Source organism: Actinacidiphila rubida (genome assembly GCF_900110255.1).
Taxonomy (GTDB): Bacteria; Actinomycetota; Actinomycetes; order Streptomycetales; family Streptomycetaceae; genus Actinacidiphila; species Actinacidiphila rubida.
In genome coordinates this window covers 116,455-133,043 of the sequence record NZ_FODD01000019.1, presented here as the reverse complement: position 1 = coordinate 133,043, position 16,589 = coordinate 116,455, and the positions used below count along the sequence as shown (strand labels likewise).

General features: G+C 73.4%; 15 protein-coding genes. 8 read left to right on the top strand and 7 right to left on the bottom strand.

The window, feature by feature from the left end; translation table 11 throughout:
- Positions 1 to 183: 183 nt before the first annotated feature.
- Positions 184 to 2,814, bottom strand: a complete 2,631-nt coding sequence (locus BMW99_RS20110) for a YfhO family protein (protein WP_075017268.1) — start codon at positions 2,812 to 2,814, stop codon at positions 184 to 186.
- 265 nt (positions 2,815 to 3,079) lie between these two features.
- On the opposite strand from BMW99_RS20110, the gene BMW99_RS20105 reads away from it, so the two are divergent.
- Entirely contained in the window at positions 3,080 to 3,769 is a 690-nt protein-coding gene (locus BMW99_RS20105; RefSeq protein ID WP_245791551.1) for a TetR/AcrR family transcriptional regulator, read from the top strand.
- Positions 3,770 to 3,808: 39 nt separating this feature from the next.
- On the opposite strand, the gene BMW99_RS20100 is transcribed toward BMW99_RS20105, so the two are convergent.
- The gene (locus BMW99_RS20100; RefSeq protein ID WP_069467080.1) at positions 3,809 to 5,389 is read right to left on the bottom strand and encodes an acyl-CoA mutase large subunit family protein; all 1,581 of its coding nucleotides are present in this window, start codon (positions 5,387 to 5,389) and stop codon (positions 3,809 to 3,811) included.
- A gap of 195 nt (positions 5,390 to 5,584) precedes the next feature.
- On the opposite strand from BMW99_RS20100, the gene BMW99_RS20095 reads away from it, so the two are divergent.
- Positions 5,585 to 6,478 carry a L,D-transpeptidase family protein gene (locus BMW99_RS20095; protein WP_407640303.1) on the top strand — a complete coding sequence of 298 codons (894 nt, stop codon included), beginning with the start codon at positions 5,585 to 5,587 and terminating at the stop codon, positions 6,476 to 6,478.
- 232 nt (positions 6,479 to 6,710) lie between these two features.
- On the opposite strand, the gene BMW99_RS20090 is transcribed toward BMW99_RS20095, so the two are convergent.
- Positions 6,711 to 7,967 (bottom strand): hypothetical protein, encoded by a 1,257-nt coding sequence (locus tag BMW99_RS20090; protein WP_075017267.1) that lies wholly within the window; start codon positions 7,965 to 7,967, stop codon positions 6,711 to 6,713.
- 9 nt (positions 7,968 to 7,976) lie between these two features.
- Positions 7,977 to 8,804 (bottom strand): RNA polymerase sigma factor, encoded by an 828-nt coding sequence (locus BMW99_RS20085; RefSeq protein ID WP_079139110.1) that lies wholly within the window; start codon positions 8,802 to 8,804, stop codon positions 7,977 to 7,979.
- 294 nt (positions 8,805 to 9,098) lie between these two features.
- Between BMW99_RS20085 and BMW99_RS20080 the strand changes: the two genes are divergently transcribed.
- The 5 genes from BMW99_RS20080 to BMW99_RS20060 are packed head-to-tail and all read left to right on the top strand — an operon-like array spanning position 9,099 to position 13,250.
- Positions 9,099 to 9,767 carry a 2-oxo-4-hydroxy-4-carboxy-5-ureidoimidazoline decarboxylase gene (locus BMW99_RS20080; RefSeq protein ID WP_177226087.1) on the top strand — a complete coding sequence of 223 codons (669 nt, stop codon included), beginning with the start codon at positions 9,099 to 9,101 and terminating at the stop codon, positions 9,765 to 9,767.
- A 57-nt stretch (positions 9,768 to 9,824) separates the two neighbouring features.
- The gene (gene sdhC, locus BMW99_RS20075) at positions 9,825 to 10,205 is read left to right on the top strand and encodes a succinate dehydrogenase, cytochrome b556 subunit (RefSeq protein ID WP_075017265.1); all 381 of its coding nucleotides are present in this window, start codon (positions 9,825 to 9,827) and stop codon (positions 10,203 to 10,205) included.
- A 6-nt stretch (positions 10,206 to 10,211) separates the two neighbouring features.
- Positions 10,212 to 10,694 carry a succinate dehydrogenase hydrophobic membrane anchor subunit gene (locus BMW99_RS20070; protein ID WP_069464361.1) on the top strand — a complete coding sequence of 161 codons (483 nt, stop codon included), beginning with the start codon at positions 10,212 to 10,214 and terminating at the stop codon, positions 10,692 to 10,694.
- 28 nt (positions 10,695 to 10,722) lie between these two features.
- A complete protein-coding gene (gene sdhA / locus BMW99_RS20065) occupies positions 10,723 to 12,477 on the top strand; it encodes a succinate dehydrogenase flavoprotein subunit (RefSeq protein ID WP_069464362.1) in 1,755 nt (584 codons plus the stop codon).
- Entirely contained in the window at positions 12,477 to 13,250 is a 774-nt protein-coding gene (locus tag BMW99_RS20060; RefSeq protein ID WP_069464363.1) for a succinate dehydrogenase iron-sulfur subunit, read from the top strand. Before sdhA ends, BMW99_RS20060 begins: the two co-directional genes overlap by 1 nt.
- 69 nt (positions 13,251 to 13,319) lie before the next feature.
- Here the strand turns inward: BMW99_RS20060 and BMW99_RS20055 are convergent, their stop codons facing one another.
- Positions 13,320 to 14,156, bottom strand: a complete 837-nt coding sequence (locus BMW99_RS20055; protein ID WP_069464369.1) for a carboxymuconolactone decarboxylase family protein — start codon at positions 14,154 to 14,156, stop codon at positions 13,320 to 13,322.
- A gap of 75 nt (positions 14,157 to 14,231) precedes the next feature.
- Positions 14,232 to 14,735: a MarR family winged helix-turn-helix transcriptional regulator gene (locus tag BMW99_RS20050; protein WP_069464364.1), complete on the bottom strand. Its 504-nt coding sequence runs from the start codon at positions 14,733 to 14,735 to the stop codon at positions 14,232 to 14,234.
- An 88-nt stretch (positions 14,736 to 14,823) separates the two neighbouring features.
- On the opposite strand from BMW99_RS20050, the gene BMW99_RS20045 reads away from it, so the two are divergent.
- Entirely contained in the window at positions 14,824 to 16,080 is a 1,257-nt protein-coding gene (locus tag BMW99_RS20045; protein ID WP_075017264.1) for an MFS transporter, read from the top strand.
- Here the strand turns inward: BMW99_RS20045 and BMW99_RS20040 are convergent.
- On the bottom strand, positions 16,074 to 16,538 hold the full coding sequence (locus BMW99_RS20040; RefSeq protein ID WP_141726199.1) for a hypothetical protein: 465 nt from the start codon (positions 16,536 to 16,538) through the stop codon (positions 16,074 to 16,076). The genes BMW99_RS20045 and BMW99_RS20040 overlap by 7 nt on opposite strands.
- Positions 16,539 to 16,589 lie beyond the last annotated feature (51 nt).

Genomic DNA, 16,589 nt, shown 5'->3' with positions numbered 1-16,589 from the left:
CGAACGCGCCTTCCACCGGCCGGCGTTCCGCCGTTTCGGGCTCCGCACGAAAGGCGGCGGGAGGCGCGGGGACGGCCGGACGCGTCGTCGGACGGCGGGAGAGAGAACGGGACCTGCCCGGGCCGCCGTCGGTCGGCGGGCCCGGGCAGGGACGGGGCTGGGCTGGGCTGGGCTGGGGTGCCGTCAGGCGACGGCGGCCTCCGCGCGCGCGTCGGCCCGCCGCTCGGCCCTGCGGTACCACCAGCCGGTCGCGATCAGGCAGATGAGCGCGGCCACGCCCACCGCGCCGCCGAGTGTGAGCCCGGGCGGCTGGAAGGAGCAGCTGATCGAGGTGGCCTTACCGTCGAGCGGCACGGCGATCAGGCCGAGGTAGGTGCGGGCGGACGTGGCGTGCCCGTCACCGGCCGAGCACCGCCAGCCGCTGATCCGCGGCACGGCGACGACGGCGGTGCCGGTGCTGCCGGCCGGCAGGTCGGCGCTGAGGGTGTGCCCGCCGACCCGCACGTCGGTCGCGCCGGTCGCGGTCAGCTGCTTGACCGCCGCGTCCAGCCGGCTCCTGACGAGGCAGCCGATCGACTGCTGCGGCAGCCGCAGGTGGCCGAAGAAGCTCAGCGCGACCTTCACGGTGCCCGACGCCGGGACGGTGCCGACGGCCTGCATCGAGCCGCGGACCGCGGGCAGGTGGCCGTCGAAGGCGACCGGCCGGCCGCCGTCCAGGGTGGCGGTGCCGGTGTACTGCGGTCCCCAGAAGTAGACCTGGGCGCCCGGGGTGCAGGTGGTGGTCAGGACCGCGGCGCCCTTGGCGGGATTGGCCCGCACGATCCGGGCGGCCGGGTCGTAGACCCTGGCGCCCAGCACCATCTCCTGGTTGACGAACGCGGAGGCGTCCCAGCGCTGCGGGGCGTGCGCGAGGTCGAGACCGCTGCGCACGGTCACCAGCGGCGGCACCGCGGAGGTGGTCGACGTGGTGACGGCCCGCGGCACCTGGTCGGTCTGCGGCGGGGCGAGCGGCTGGGAGTGCATCCGGGTGCCGATGGAGAAGATCGCGTCGGTCACCGGGTTGTCGAGGGACATGGTGTGCCGTCCCTTGGCGTAGTAGCCGAAGCCCAGTTCGGACAGCATCCACGACATGTCGTCCGCGGTCAGGCTGCTGTAGTACTCCGCGCCCTGCCCGCCGACGACCATCTCGTCGTTGCCGCCGGGCACGTTGCCGGGGTCGGTGCGCGACCGCGGCCAGTCGTCCTTGGCGGCGACCGCCTTCGCCATGTCGTACTGGGCCGGGCCGAGCCGTGGCGACCAGGACACTTCCTTCAGCTGCAGCTCGGCGGTACGCATCCCGGTCACCACGGTCTCGCCGCCCTGGGCGAGGACGAACAGCGCGAGCGCCACCACCGGCAGCGCCCGCGCGCCGGGGACCCGGCGTTTCGCGAGCAGCAGCGCGGCCGCGGCCAGCAGCCCGACGAGCAGTGCGACGGCGAAGCCGGGGTAGGACCACCGGTCGACGACCTCGCGGCCGTGGCCGGCCGCGCCCAGCGCCAGGACCAGCACCACGCCGGCGCCGAGCGCGGGCAGGGCGGGCAGCCCGTCGGCGGTGGACAGCCACGCCGCGATGACCAGCAGGCCGCACAGCACGAACGTCTGCCGGAACGGGATGCCGTTGGGCGAGGCGCCCGCGTGCCAGATCAGGTGCGTGGGCTCCCAGTTGAGCGACAGCGCCACCAGCACCAGGGCGGCCGACCACACGGCCCGGGTACGGGCGGCCACCGCCCGGTTGAAGGGCAGCGTCAGGGCCAGCACGAGCGCCGGGGTGCCGATGAAGAGCGCGGGCGTCGCCGTGCTGGTGGTGGCGGGCAGCAGCCGGGCGGCGAAGTCCTGCCAGGCGGCCGGCTGGAAGTGCACCAGGGGCGTGGGGTCGGCGACCTTGGTGGCCTTGAAGATCACCAGCACCAGCGGCGTGGCCAGGCCGATGCCGATGAGCACGCCGCGGGCGGCGTGCAGCAGGCCGGCGAGCCGGCGTCTGGCCGTCTCGTCCGCGGTGAACAGCCGGATCAGCAGCACGAGGGCCGCGCCGATGGTGGCCATGTAGGCGGTGTAGAAGTTGGCCGTCCAGGCCAGGCCGACGATCAGGGGCCCCAGCACCGGGCGCCGGGCGGTGCGGGCCCACTCGCCCACCAGGCACAGCAGCGGGAACGCGATCAGGCCGTCGAGCCACATCGGGACCGTGGCGCCGTTGTCGAGCGTCCAGCCGGACAGCGCGTACGCCGTGCCCAGCACCGCGGCGACCTGCCAGGGCCCGCGGCGCAGCCGCAGCAGCAGCACGGCCATCGCGGCGGCGGCCGCGGTGATCTTCAGCGTGGTGATGACGTACAGCGCCAGCTCGACCTTGTCGGCCGGGAAGAACACCACCAGCAGGTCGAAGGGGCTGCTCAGGTAGGTGCCGAAGTCGCCGAGGAAGTTCGAGCCGAACCCGGAGTTCCAGTTCACGAACAGGTCGCCGTCGGCGTGGCCGAGCAGCATCGTGCGCCAGTAGGCGTGGTACGGCAGGTACTGGTTGCCGAGGTCCACGATGTTGCGGGTGTGCGAGCCGAGCGGGTAGGTGCCGGCCAGCAGGCCGCCGAGGCAGAAGACGACGCAGGCCAGCACGGCGGCGGCCAGTCCGGCGTGCACCGGGGCGCTGTGCCGGGCGCGGGCCAGGAGCCACGCGCCGGCGCCCTGGAGGCCTCGCGTCCGCCCGTCGCCGGTCGGCGGCCGCTGCTCCCCTGCCGTGCTCGCGGGGTTGCCCTGGTCGGGGGCGGCCTTGGCTGCTGGGGACACGGGTCCTCCGGGAGGGGGTGCGTACCGCGCCTGAACGCGCGTGACCCGTTGGGCGTGGCACCGCACGGGTGGTGGCCCATCACAGCGGAGCCGGACGACGCCGACCGGGCCGGAAGGCGAAGCCTGGACTGCGGCAGGGTGAACGCCCGTCGTTCCGGGCCGTCTTGGGACGGGTGCCGCACACCGCGTCGCGGGCGGGCCCGGGCCGGTCGTGGCGCCGCCGCGCGCGCTCCGGCCGCTGACAACGCTGCCTTACGATGGAAGCGTGACCGACATCACCCACGGCAGCGTGCGCGGCCGTCCGACCCGCGCGGAGGAGATCCACGCGGTCGGGCTGCGCGACGAGAAGAGGAGGCGGACCCGGCGGCACATCGCCGAGGTCGCGACCGGCCTCTTCCTCGACCACGGCTTCGCCCAGGTGACGATCGCGGAGGTGGCGAGGACCGCGGAGGTCTCGGTCAACACGGTCTACACCTACTTCCCGTCCAAGGAGGACCTCGTCTGCTACCCCGAGGAGGCCTCGGCGCAGCGGATGGTCCAGATGGTGGCCGACCGGGTTCCCGGCGTGTCCGCCGCCGCCGCGGTGCTGGCCGCGCTGCGCGGCGAGATGCGGCAGCGCGACCGGATGGCCGGGCTGACCCACGGGTTCGGGCGGTTCCTGGAGATGGCCCGGGCCGAGCCGGCGCTCGCGGTGCGGCTGGACGCGATAGCCCGGGAGATGGTCGATGCGCTGGCCGCCGTGCTCGCCGAGGAGACCGGCGCCGCCGACGGCGATCCGACGCCGCGTCTGGTCGCCGCCCAGCTCGGCTGGGTGCAGAGCGAGGTGTTCCGCGAGATCGGCCGCCGCAGCTCGGCGAGTGAGGCGCCCGGCACGATCGCCGAGGCGGCCCTCGCCCTCCTGGACACCCTGGAGTCGCTGCTCAGCGACCGCGTCCTGGGCTACGCCACCCGCTGACGCCCGCCGGACCGGCCGCCGATCCCCCGGCCGCCCGGCTCAGAACACGTCGGACGGGACGTACGTCCCCCACACCTCGCGCAGCGCGTTGCACACCTCGCCGACGGTCGCGCGGGCGCGCAGCGCGTCCTTCATCGGGTACAGGACGTTGTCCGTGCCCTCGGCGGCCTTGCGCAGCGCGTCGAGCGCCGTGTCGACCGCGGCCTGGTCGCGGCCGGCCCGCAGGTCGGCGAGCCGCTGCGCCTGCTGCGCCTCGATCGCCGGGTCGACCCGCAGCGGCTCGTACGGCTCCTCCTCGTCCAGCTTGAAGCGGTTGACGCCGACCACGGTCCGGTCGCCGGCCTCCGTCTCCAGCGCGATGCGGTAGGCGTTCCGCTCGATCTCGGACTTCTGGAAGCCGTGCTCGATCGCGGTGACCGCGCCGCCGAGCTCCTCGACCTTGGCCATCAGCTCCAGCGCGGCCGCCTCGACCTCGTCGGTCATCTTCTCGACCACGTAGGACCCGGCGAACGGGTCGACGGTCGCGGTGACGTCGGTCTCGTAGGCCAGCACCTGCTGGGTGCGCAGCGCCAGGCGCGCGGACTTGTCGGTGGGCAGCGCGATGGCCTCGTCGAAGCTGTTGGTGTGCAGCGACTGCGTGCCGCCGAGCACCGCGGCCAGGCCCTGGACGGCGACCCGCACCAGGTTGACCTCGGGCTGCTGGGCCGTCAGCTGCACGCCCGCGGTCTGGGTGTGGAAGCGCAGCATCTGCGACTTGGGGTTCTTCGCGCCGAACTCGTCGCGCATCACCCGTGCCCAGATCCGGCGGGCCGCGCGGAACTTCGCGACCTCCTCCAGGATCGTGGTGCGGGAGACGAAGAAGAACGACAGCCGGGGCGCGAAGTCGTCCACGTCCATGCCCGCGGCGATCGCGGTCCGCACGTACTCGATGCCGTCGGCCAGGGTGAACGCGATCTCCTGCGCGGGCGAGGCGCCGGCCTCCGCCATGTGGTAGCCGGAGATCGAGATGGTGTTCCACTTGGGGATCTCGGCCCTGCAGTACGCGAAGATGTCGGCGATCAGCCGCAGGCTGGGCTTGGGCGGGAAGATGTACGTGCCGCGGGCGATGTACTCCTTCAGCACGTCGTTCTGGATGGTGCCGGTGAGCTGGTCGGCGGGCACGCCCTGCTCCTCGCCGACGAGCTGGTAGAGGAGCAGCAGCAGCGCGGCGGGGGCGTTGATGGTCATCGAGGTGGAGACCTTGTCCAGCGGGATGCCGCCGAACAGCACCTTCATGTCCTCGACCGAGTCGATGGCCACGCCGACCTTGCCGACCTCGCCGTGCGCGATCGGCGCGTCGGAGTCGTGGCCCATCTGCGTCGGCAGGTCGAAGGCGACCGACAGGCCCATGGTGCCGTTGGCGATGAGCTGCTGGTAGCGGGCGTTGGACTCGGTCGCGGTGCCGAACCCGGCGTACTGGCGCATCGTCCAGGGCCGGCCGGTGTACATCGACGGGTAGACGCCGCGGGTGAACGGGTAGCCGCCGGGCGCGCCGAGTCTGCTGTCGGGGTCCCACCCGTCCAGGGCGTCGGGACCGTAGACCGGTTCGATCGGCAGACCGGATTCCGACTCGCGCGCCATGCTCACGCCTCCGCTGAAGTACTGACGGGTGGGATCAGCCACGGACTGTAGTGGCGGCCGTGCTGGCCGTGCAGTGCGACGGGCTGGGACCTTCCTCACAGTCTTCCCCGAACGGGTCGCAACCGCGCAGGCGGGATTCGGTGTCTACGGGGTGACAGACCACGCACCACGGCAAGAGCGGGGAAGGTGACAGCCGTGCGCAGAAGACCTCCGGCGGCCCTGGCGATGGCGGCGGCGACAGCCGCGCTGTCCGCGGCCGTCCTCACGGCCTGCGGGCCGACCGGGAACGCCGCCGACGGCAAGCCGTCGGCGCCGGCCACCGCCACCGGGACGCCCTCGACCAGCGCCCCGGCCGCACCGTCCGGTGATCCGACGGCCGCGGCGACGACCACGCCCGCCGCCACGCCGGCCACGACGAAGCCGGCGGCACCGCCCACGACCAGGCCGCCGGCCGAGCCCGTGGTGATGGCCTCCGGCACCACCAGCGCCCAGGTGCGCGAACTGCAGGCCAGGCTCGGCCAGCTGCACCTGTTCAGCCGCACGCCGACCGGCTACTACGGCACCGTCACCGTGCACGCGGTGACCGACTTCCAGGAGCGGCACGGCCTGCGCGAGAGCGGCACGGTGACGTCGACGACCTGGACGAGGCTGCGCTCGCTGACGCGGCCGCCGACCCACCGGGAGATGTACCCGCCGGTCGCGCCGAAGCCGGTGGCCAAGCTCGACCCGCGCTGCATGACCGGCCACGCGATGTGCATCAGCAAGACCACCCGGACGCTGTCCTGGGTCGTCGACGGCAAGGTGCAGGCCACCATGGACGTGCGGTTCGGCTCGCAGTACACGCCGACCCGCGAGGGCCTCTTCCACGTCACGTTCAAGAGCCGCGACCACGTGTCGACGCTCTACCACACGGCGATGCCGTACGCGATGTTCTTCAGCGGGGGTGAAGCCGTGCACTACTCCGCGGACTTCGCGGCCCGCGGCTACGCGGGTGCCTCGCACGGCTGCGTCAACGTCAGGGACCGGGCGGCGATCGCCCGGCTCTTCGACGAGGTGAAGGTCGGCGACAAGGTCGTCGTCTACTGGTGACGTCCGCGGGCGCCGCGGGGCGCTGACGCACCGACGGCGGACCGAAGGCGCCGTCACGACGCACTGCCCGACGTACGAGCGCGGCCGGGCAGGGGGAATGCGCCCGGCCGCGCTCTCTGTACGTGGACGCCGGTACGGGGAGAACCGGCGTCCACCGAACCGATGACCAGTCGGTTCACTACCTACAGCGCATCGGCCGCCGGAAGTGTCACCCGGCGGCCGACGTGCCTTGTCAGGACGTTGCGGGAGCCGGTGCCGGGCTCGGCCGCGGGACGGGCCCGACTGCCGTTCCCCGGGCGGCTTTCTGTGCCGATGTGCCCGCTTTTCTCCCGTGTCCGGGGCGGGCCGCGGTGGTGCGGGGGCCGCCCGTGCCGCCCCGGCGGACCGTCCCGGACGACTGGGCGGAGCCGCCCGGTCCGGCGCCGTGCGGGCCGCCGGCCGCCTTGCCGTCGTCCTTCACCGCGGCGGCCGCGCCGTCGGGGGCGGCGGGGTCCGCGGTGGCGCCGCTCGATCCCTTGACGGCGCTCTTGACGTCGCTCTTGACCTCGCCGTTGCCGGCGGCGTCGCTCTTCCCGTCGCTCTCGCCGTTCGCCTTGCCCTCGCCCTTCCCCTCGTTGCCGCCCTTGCCGTTGGACTGCCCGTTGCCCTGGCCGTTGGCCTGCCCGTTGGCCTGGCCTTCGCCGTTCGACTGGCCCGTGCTGTCGCGCCCGTCCTGCGAGCGGTCCTTGCCGTTGCCGTTGCCGGAGCGGTCGCCGGCGCAGGGCGCGCCGAGCCCCGGCCGCCCGTACCAGCGGTCGGTGTCCTGCTGGGGCCCGGTGGCGCAGCGCCGGGACGGCGCGGACGGGGACGTGCCGTGCGCGCCGCCGGCGCCGCGCCGCGGCGGCGCGGTGGTGGCGGGCGCCTCGCCCCCGCCGTGGCCGCCCGCGCCGGGCGTGGTGCTGACCGCGGGCGCGCCCGAGCCGCCGCCGGGCAGCGGCAGCCGGCCGGTGCCGGCCGCGACCGCGGCGGCCACCCCGCCGAGCGCGAGCACCGCGGCCATCGCCGCGGTCGCCACGCGGACCGACCGCATGCCGGGCAGCCGCAGGCGTGCCGTCCGGCCGGGCGTGCGGTCGCGCCGCGCGGGCACGGCGGCGGGGGCGGTCGCGCGGGCGGCGCGGAAGGCCGCGAGGGCGGCCTCCTCGCGGTCGGGGTCCAGCACGAACCCGGGCCCGGCCAGCGGGTCTTCCGCGGCGTAGGGCGCGGGCCGGCCGGCGGCCGCGGACAGCAGGCGTGCCAGCCGGTCCGCGGCGGCGGCCTCGGCGGCGTCGGTGACGTCCTCGGGCCGCACGCGGCCGCCGGACAGCAGCAGTTCCGCCGTCTGCCCGGTGAGCCAGTCGGCGCGGGCCGTACGCGGGGAGGGGCGGTTCCCGGGCCGGGACGTGGGGGCGACCCGTTGCGAGCGGGGCCCGGGCAGCGGTGGGGCGCCGTCGTGGCGTGGGTTGTCGGTCATGTCAATTCCTCACAGCGCCCGGGACGCGGAAAACGTCACATCGGCACGCCGGGCGGTCCCCTTCCGGGTGTCGCACGCCCGCTCGGCCGGCTGGCCGCCGCGGTTCTGCCGGGCGCCGCCGGCCGGCCCCGCGCCGCCGCCCGCGTCCGCCGGGCCGGTGGAGTCCGCGGCACCGTGCGCGCCCCTGGAGCGGCGCGCGGCCGCTGCTTCACCGGAGGGCGCCCGCACTCCCGCGCCGGCCCGCTCCTGCTCGGCCTGCGCCTCCTGCTCCAGCAGTTCGGCGAGCCTGCGCAGCCCGCGGTGGGTGGCCATCCGCACCGATCCGGCCCGCTTGCCGAGCACCCGGGCCGCGCTGGTGGAGTCCAGGCCCATCACCACGCGCAGCATGACCGCCTCGGCCTGCTCGCGCGGCAGCGCGGCGATCGCGGCCAGGGCCCGGTCGGTGGCGACCGCGTCGAGCGCCTCGCCCGCGGTGTCGGCCCGGTCCGGCAGCTGCACGAGTTCGTCCACGCCGCCACCGGCGACGGGGCGGCGGCTGCGGGCCCGGATGTGGTCCAGCGCCCGGTTGCGGGCGATGCGCGCGGCCCAGCCGCGGATCGACGTGCCGTCGCCGCGGAACGACGGGAGGTCGCGGGCGATCTGCAGCCATGCCTCGGACGCGACGTCCTCGGCGTCCACCGGCCCGACCAGGCTCCGGACGTACTGCAGCAACTGCGGCTGCACAGCCCGGTACACGACGCGGAAGGCGGTCTCGTCACCGCCCTGCGCGCGGCTCACCGCGGTATCGAGATCCACGTCCGGCCCCACCCCTTCGTGCACCGTCCCATCCTGCCTCATGCCGGCCGGTGACACTTTCGGACGGCGGTACGCCGTACAAGTGGCGGCCGGGGACGCTCCTGTGGGGGGAGGCGGACCCCGGCCGTCGTCACAGCTCAGCGCCGCACCTCGTGCGGCGTTCGGCCCGCGCGGGCATCCCTCCGGCAGGAGTGCCCGCCGCGGGCGCCGCTCGGGGACCAGCTCAACGCGCCCGCGCCCCGCACGTCAACCCGCGCACGCCTCTGAGTCCCGTACGAGTGAACCCTGCCGCCACAGCGGCCACCGCGGCCCCATCCGCCGTGCCGCCCCGTACAGTTGAGTGACCCGCCGTCCGTCCCCCGCGGGTTGATCCCCCCGCCGTCCCCGCGCGTCCCCAGGAGCAGTCCGCTGTCCAGCGACACCCCGTCCCCGGGGCTGAGCCAGCTCAACGTGTTGCCGTCCGTGGCCGCCGAGAACGCCTTCCGCGCGTGCTGCGGCTCGCACCGCTGGGCCCGGCGGATGGCCGCGCACCGCCCGTACCCGACCCTGGAGGCACTGCTGGCCGCCGCGGACGAGGCGGCCTACGACCTGACCTCCGGTGACCTGGCCGAGGCGCTGGCCGGCGAGGCCACCACCCCGCTGCCGGACCGCGGCAGCCTCACCGTGCACACCGCGCTGCGCGCCGCGCACGCCGCCTACGAGGCGAAGTTCGGGCACGCGTTCGTGCTGGCCCTGGACGAGGGCGAGGACGGGGAAGCGGGTGACCCGGGCCGGGCCCTCGACCAGACCCTCGCCTCGCTGCGCCAGCGCCTCGGCCACGACGAGGACGAGGAGGCGGTGACGACCGCGGAACAGCTCCGCCGGACCGCCCGGCTCCGCTTGATCCGGCTCGCCCGTTCACCCGACCGTGCGGGATCGATCACACCTGGCCTACCCCGTGGTACCGAGCCGACATCGCGTCGCTACGATGGCCGGGGCCGGTGGACCGTACCCGGCCGGGCGTGACCGACTAGGCAAGGAAACAGCCGGCACCCCTCGTCCCGCTCCCGGAGGGTATTTTCCGTGCCGGCTGGAACGCTGTACCGCGGCCGGGAAGGCATGTGGTCCTGGGTGGCTCATCGAGTCACCGGTGTCCTCATTTTCTTCTTCCTGTTCGTCCACGTCCTCGACACCGCGCTGGTGCGCGTCTCCCCCGAGGACTACGACAAGGTCGTCGCGACCTACAAGACACCGATCGTCAGCCTGCTGGAGTACGGCCTCGTCGCCGCGATCCTCTTCCACGCGCTGAACGGCCTGCGGATCATCGCGGTCGACTACTGGACCCAGGGTCCCCGCTACCAGAAGCAGATGTTCTGGACGGTCATGGGCCTGTGGGTCGTGCTGATGCTCGGCGCGATCTACCCGGTCCTCGGCCACGCCGCACGAGTCCTGTTCGGGAGCTGATCGACCATGGCCACTGAAGTCACCCCGGTTGACGAGGTGGAGCTGACCGGCTCCAGCGTCACCTACAGCCCCGAGAACCCGGCTCCGGTCATCGAGCCGCCGCGCGCCCGCACCAAGCGCACCCCGCGCAGCACCCGCACCAACTTCGAGCTGTACGGCTGGCTGTTCATGCGGCTGTCCGGCGTCGTGCTCGTGGTGCTGGTCATCGGCCACCTGCTGATCCAGCTCGTGCTGGACGGCGGTGTCACCAAGGTCGGGTTCGCGTTCGTCGCGGGCCGCTGGGCCTCGCCGTTCTGGCAGGGCTGGGACCTGGTCATGCTGTGGCTGGCGATGCTGCACGGCGGCAACGGCCTGCGCACCGTGATCAACGACTACGCCGAGCAGGCGAACACCCGCTTCTGGCTGAAGACACTGCTGTTCGCCGCTGTGGCGTTCACCATCGTGCTCGGTTCGCTGGTGATCTTCACCTTCGACCCGAACATCCGCTAGGCCAGGGCCGGACAGGGAAGCGACCCCCATGCAGATCCACAAGTACGACACCGTCATCGTCGGCGCGGGTGGCGCCGGCATGCGCGCCGCCATCGAGGCCACCAAGCGCAGCCGCACCGCCGTCCTGACCAAGCTCTACCCGACCCGGTCCCACACCGGCGCCGCGCAGGGCGGCATGGCCGCCGCCCTCGCGAACGTCGAGGAGGACAACTGGGAGTGGCACACCTTCGACACGATCAAGGGCGGTGACTACCTGGTCGACCAGGACGCCGCCGAGATCCTGGCGAAGGAGGCCATCGACGCGGTCCTCGACCTGGAGAAGATGGGCCTGCCGTTCAACCGGACGCCCGAGGGCCGGATCGACCAGCGCCGGTTCGGCGGCCACACCCGCAACCACGGCGAGGCCGCGGTGCGCCGCGCCTGCTACGCCGCGGACCGCACCGGCCACATGATCCTCCAGACGCTGTACCAGAACTGCGTCAAGGAGGGTGTGGAGTTCTTCAACGAGTTCTACGTCCTGGACCAGCTGATCACCGAGGTCGACGGCGTCAAGCGGTCGGCCGGCGTGGTCGCGTACGAGCTGGCCACCGGCGAGATCCACGTCTTCCAGGCGAAGGCCGTGATCTACGCGTCCGGCGGCACCGGCAAGTTCTTCAAGGTGACGTCCAACGCGCACACCCTGACCGGCGACGGCCAGGCCGCGGTGTACCGGCGCGGACTGCCGCTGGAGGACATGGAGTTCTTCCAGTTCCACCCGACGGGCATCTGGCGGATGGGCATCCTGCTGACGGAGGGCGCCCGTGGTGAGGGCGGCATCCTCCGCAACAAGGACGGCGAGCGCTTCATGGAGAAGTACGCGCCCGTCATGAAGGACCTCGCCTCCCGCGACGTCGTCTCCCGGGCGATCTACACGGAGATCCGCGAGGGCCGCGGCTGCGGCCCCGACGGCGACCACGTGTACCTGGACCTCACGCACCTGCCGCCGGAGCAGCTGGACGCCAAGCTGCCGGACATCACCGAGTTCGCGCGGACGTACCTGGGCATCGAGCCGTACACGGACCCGATCCCGATCCAGCCGACCGCGCACTACGCGATGGGCGGCATCCCCACCAACGTCCAGGGCGAGGTGCTGTCGGACAACACCACGGTGGTGCCCGGCCTGTACGCGGCCGGCGAGGTGGCCTGCGTCTCGGTGCACGGCGCCAACCGCCTCGGCACCAACTCGCTGCTCGACATCAACGTCTTCGGGCGCCGGTCGGGCATCGCGGCGGCCGAGTACGCGCACGCCAACGACTTCGTCGAGCTGCCGGAGAACCCGGCGGCGCTGGTCGTCGAGATGATCGAGCGGCTGCGTGACTCCACGGGCGGCGAGCGGGTGTCCGACATCCGCACCGAGCTGCAGGAGACGATGGACGCCAACGTGATGGTGTTCCGCACCGAGCAGACCATCAAGACCGCGGTCGAGAAGATCGGCGAGCTGCGCGACCGTTACCGGAACGTCGCCATCCAGGACAAGGGCAAGCGGTTCAACACCGACCTGCTGGAGGCCGTCGAGCTGGGCAACCTGCTGGACCTGGCCGAGGTCATGGCGGTGTCCGCCCTGGCGCGCAAGGAGTCCCGCGGCGGCCACTACCGCGAGGACTTCCCCAGCCGCGACGACGTCAACTTCATGCGGCACACGATGGCCTACCGCGAGGTGGACGCCAACGGCACCGAGTCGATCCGCCTCGACTACAAGCCGGTCGTGCAGACCCGCTACCAGCCGATGGAGCGTAAGTACTGATGAGCACCCCGACGATCGACGAGCACTCGTCCGCGCTGGACGAGGCCGAGCAGGGAACGTCGCACCTGATCACCGTCACCCTGCGGATCCGCCGGTTCAACCCGGAGGTCGCGGCGGAGGCCGACTGGGTCGACTACCAGCTTCCGATCGACCCGAAGGAGCGCGTGCTCGACGCCCTCCACAAGGTCAAGTGGGAGATCGACGGCACGCTGACGTTCCGCCGCTCGTGCGCGCACGGCGTGTGCGGTTCCGACGCGATGCGGATCAACGGCAAGAACCGGCTGGCCTGCAAGACGCTGATCAAGGACATCAACCCCGAGAAGCCGATCACCGTCGAGCCCATCAAGGGCCTGACCGTGCTCAAGGACCTCGTGGTCGACATGGAGCCGTTCTTCCAGGCCTACCGTGACGTGATGCCCTTCCTGATCACCAAGGGCAACGAGCCGACCCGCGAGCGGCTGCAGTCCGCGGCCGACCGTGAGCGGTTCGACGACACCACCAAGTGCATCCTGTGCGCCGCGTGCACGTCGTCCTGCCCGGTCTTCTGGAACGACGGCCAGTACTTCGGTCCGGCCGCCATCGTCAACGCGCACCGCTTCATCTTCGACTCGCGCGACGAGGGCGGCGAGCAGCGCCTGGAGATCCTCAACGACAAGGACGGCGTGTGGCGGTGCCGCACCACGTTCAACTGCACGGACGCCTGCCCGCGCGGTATCGAGGTCACCAAGGCGATCCAGGAAGTGAAGCGGGCGCTGATCACCCGCCGCTTCTGAGGCCGCACACGCTGCACCACGCAGGGGCCCGCACCGATGGTGCGGGCCCTTCCGCGTGCCCGGGGGAGGTCAGCCGGCGTCCTGCTCGGCGAAGATCTCGCGGGCCGCGGCGAGGCCGTTGAGCGCGGCCGGGAAGCCGGCGTACCCGGCCATCTGCGTCATCAGCTCGACGACCTCCTCGCGGGTGCCGCCGGCCCTGAGGAACGCCCGCAGGTGGACGCGGAGTTGGGGCGCGGCCGTGCCGAGGGCGGTGCACATCGCGACGGACGCCAGCTCGCGGGTGTGCAGGTCGAGCCCGGTGCGGGCGTACACGTCGCCGAAGACGTACTCGACGAGGTACCGGCCGAGGTCCGGGGCGATGTCGTCGAGCGCGTGCACGACGTGCTCGCCGGCCGGCCCGTCCACGGCCCGCAGCGTCTCCAGCCCCCGCGCGTACCGGTCGTCACCGGCCGGCGCGGACGGCAGGTCGTCGCCGCCGTCCGCGCCGCTCTCCTCCTCGGGCCTGCCGGCGAACACCTCGCGGGCCGCGGAGAGCGCGTTGAGCGCGGCGGGGAACCCCGCGTACACGGTGGCGTGGATGAAGGTCTCGACGATCTCCCGCCGGGTGCAGCCCACGTTGAGCGCACCGCCGATGTGGAAGCGCAGCTGCGGTGCCGCGTTGCCCATCGCCGCGAGCGCCGCGACGGTGGCGATCTGCCGCTGCCGCGGGCTCAGACCGGGCCGCGACCAGACGTCCCCGTACCCGAACTCCACGGTGAACCGCGCCAGGTCGGGCGCGATCTCCGCCACCGGATCGAGGACCGCGGGGTGCTCGGTCCCGGTGACCTGTGCGAGGGCGGCCATGCCGCGCTCGTAGCGGCCGTCGGTCGGGGTGGTCCGGGGTGCGGGATCTCCGTGCTGCGTCATGCCCACGACGCTACGAGGTGGAGTCCGCTCCAACGCAAGCGGCACCCCCGGCCGCCGTGCCCGCCCGGCGGGGCGTCAGCGTTCGGCTTCGAGGAGGACGCGGCGCAGGAGGTCGGAGAGGGTGCGGCGTTCGGCGGGGGTGAGGACGGACAGGAGGCGGTTCTCCTCGTGGCCGACGACGTCCATGGCGCCGAACCAGACGGCGCGGCCCTCGGGGGTGAGTTCGACGTCGACCCGGCGGCGGTCCTCGGGTGAGGGCGCGCGGTGGACGTAGCCGCGGCGTTCGAGGCCGTCGAGGCGGCCGGTGATGGACGCGGGCGCCATCTGCAGGTCGGCGGCGAGCTGCGAGGGGGTGGCGCGGCCGCCGCGCCCGGCGAGGGTGTGGAGGGTGTCGTACTCGTGCTTGTGCAGGTCGAAGTCGGCCAGCGACCGTTCGCGGACCCGGCGCAGGTGGTCGGTGAGGACCTTCGCGCGGGTGGTGGCGCCCTCGACGTCGGGGTCGAGGTCCGGCAGCACCGGCAGCCAGCGCTCGACATGATCGTCGGTCCAGTCGCGCGCGAGTGGTTCGGAACTGCTCATGGCACCCGATTCTAGCCAGCGGGCACCCTACGCATCGTCAGCGAAATATTCGTTGACGAAAAGTTCGGTGCCGAAATACTCTGCGGGCGTGCCGCATCCCCTGCGCGTCCGCGCCTTCCGCCTCCTGTTCACCGGCCGCACCCTGTCCGCCCTCGGCGACGCCGTGGTGCCCGCCGCGCTGGCCATCGCGATCACCCGGGCCGACGGCTCCGCCTTCGCGCTCGCCCTCGTGCTGGGCTGCGCGATGGTGCCCCGGCTGCTGCTGCTCCCCCTCGGCGGGGTCGCCGCCGACCGGTTCGACGCCCGCAAGGTCGCGCTCGCCACCGACCTGGTGCGGTGCGCCGCCCAGCTGCTCGTCGGCGCCGAACTCATCGGCGGGTCACCGCGGTTGGCCGACATCGCGATCGCCGAGGCGGTCGGCGGCATCGCCTCGGCGTTCGCCCTGCCGACGACCGGCCCCCTGGTCAGCGGCACCGCGCCCGCCGACGGGATGCTGCGGGCCAACGCGCTGATGGCCTCGGCCGCCAGCGCCACCCGGCTGGCCGGACCGGCCGTCGCCGGCCTGCTGATCTTCACCGCGGGCCCCGGCTGGGCGTTCGTTCTCGACGCGGCCTCGTTCGCGGCCAGCGCGAGCATGCTCGCGGTGATCCGCGTGCCGCGCACCCCGATCCCCCCGCGGTCGTTGCGCGCCGACCTCGTCGAGGGCTGGAGCGAGGTGCGCACCCGCGACTGGTACTGGTCCAGCCTGATCGCGCACTGCGTGTGGAACGGCACGGCGGCCGTGCTCGCCACCCTCGGCCCGCTCGTGGTGCACGGCCGCAGAGGCGGCGACGGCCTGTGGGTCGCGGTGCTGGAGGCGGGGTCGGTCGGCCTGCTGCTCGGCTCGCTGCTCGCCTCCCGCGCCCGCCTCAAGCGGCCCATCCTCACCGCCAACCTGGGCCTGGCCACCTACGCGGCGCCGCTGCTCCTGCTGGGCGCCGACGCGCCCGGCTGGCTGCTCGTCGTCTCCTACGGCGTGGCGCTGGGCGCGCTCGGCTTCCTCACCCCGGTCTGGGAGACGTACGTCTACGCGTCCATCCCGCCCGGTGTCCTCGCCCGTGTCACGTCCTACGACTGGCTGCTGTCGCTGGCCGCGATGCCTCTCGGGTACGCGCTCGCGCCGGTCGCCGCGCACGCCGTGGGCACCCCGGCCCCGCTGTACGTCTGCGCGGCGCTCGTCGCCGCCGCATGCCTGGGCACGGCCGCGGCACCGGGCGTGCGCGGCGCCCGCCCGATCGAGGACGCGGTGCCGGCCGCGGACGGGGCGCCGGCCGCGGCGGAACCGTCTCAGCGGGGGGTTCAGTAGAACCGCGGGCTCTCCACGTCGCCGACGTAGGTGCCGTTCACCCAGGCACCGGCGGAGATCACGTACGGGTCGCCCGTCGGCGGAGCGAAGGTCTGGCCGCCGTTGGGCGGCGCGTAGTAGGTGCCCGGGTTGGCGGTGCCGTTCGAGGCCGGAGTCGGCGTACTGCACCCGAAGTCCCAGGCCCAGGGGCCGCCGGGGTTGAGGGCGTCGATGGCGTGTGCGCAGTAGGTGACGGTCAGGCCGGTGGAGTTGGCGAATCCGAAGACGCTGCTGACCGTTCCGTCCGTCCATTCGCGGTAGCAGGAGTCGATCTTCAGGTTGGTCGCGATCGGAGCGAGGTCACCCTTCGTGTCCGACCGGCACACGTTGGGGGCCGTGGCGTTCGCGCTGGTCGCCATGACCAGGCCGCCGCCCAGTGCGGCGGCGAAGGCCGCGGTGGCCGCGACAAGGGCTTTCATCGAGTGCATGGTGTCGACTCCCCCTGAGTTGATGGGTTGGCGTGACGCGTG

Excerpts from the sequence above, each read along its gene's own strand:
- BMW99_RS20100 (WP_069467080.1), bottom strand. The coding sequence starts at position 5,389 with ATGGCGCGCGAGTCGGAATCCGGTCTGCCGATCGAACCGGTCTACGGT.
- BMW99_RS20090 (WP_075017267.1), bottom strand. The coding sequence starts at position 7,967 with ATGACCGACAACCCACGCCACGACGGCGCCCCACCGCTGCCCGGGCCC.
- BMW99_RS20085 (WP_079139110.1), bottom strand. The coding sequence starts at position 8,804 with ATGAGGCAGGATGGGACGGTGCACGAAGGGGTGGGGCCGGACGTGGAT.
- BMW99_RS20070 (WP_069464361.1), top strand. The coding sequence starts at position 10,212 with ATGGCCACTGAAGTCACCCCGGTTGACGAGGTGGAGCTGACCGGCTCC.
- sdhA (WP_069464362.1), top strand. The coding sequence starts at position 10,723 with ATGCAGATCCACAAGTACGACACCGTCATCGTCGGCGCGGGTGGCGCC.
- BMW99_RS20060 (WP_069464363.1), top strand. The coding sequence starts at position 12,477 with ATGAGCACCCCGACGATCGACGAGCACTCGTCCGCGCTGGACGAGGCC.
- BMW99_RS20055 (WP_069464369.1), bottom strand. The coding sequence starts at position 14,156 with ATGACGCAGCACGGAGATCCCGCACCCCGGACCACCCCGACCGACGGC.
- BMW99_RS20050 (WP_069464364.1), bottom strand. The coding sequence starts at position 14,735 with ATGAGCAGTTCCGAACCACTCGCGCGCGACTGGACCGACGATCATGTC.
- BMW99_RS20040 (WP_141726199.1), bottom strand. The coding sequence starts at position 16,538 with ATGAAAGCCCTTGTCGCGGCCACCGCGGCCTTCGCCGCCGCACTGGGC.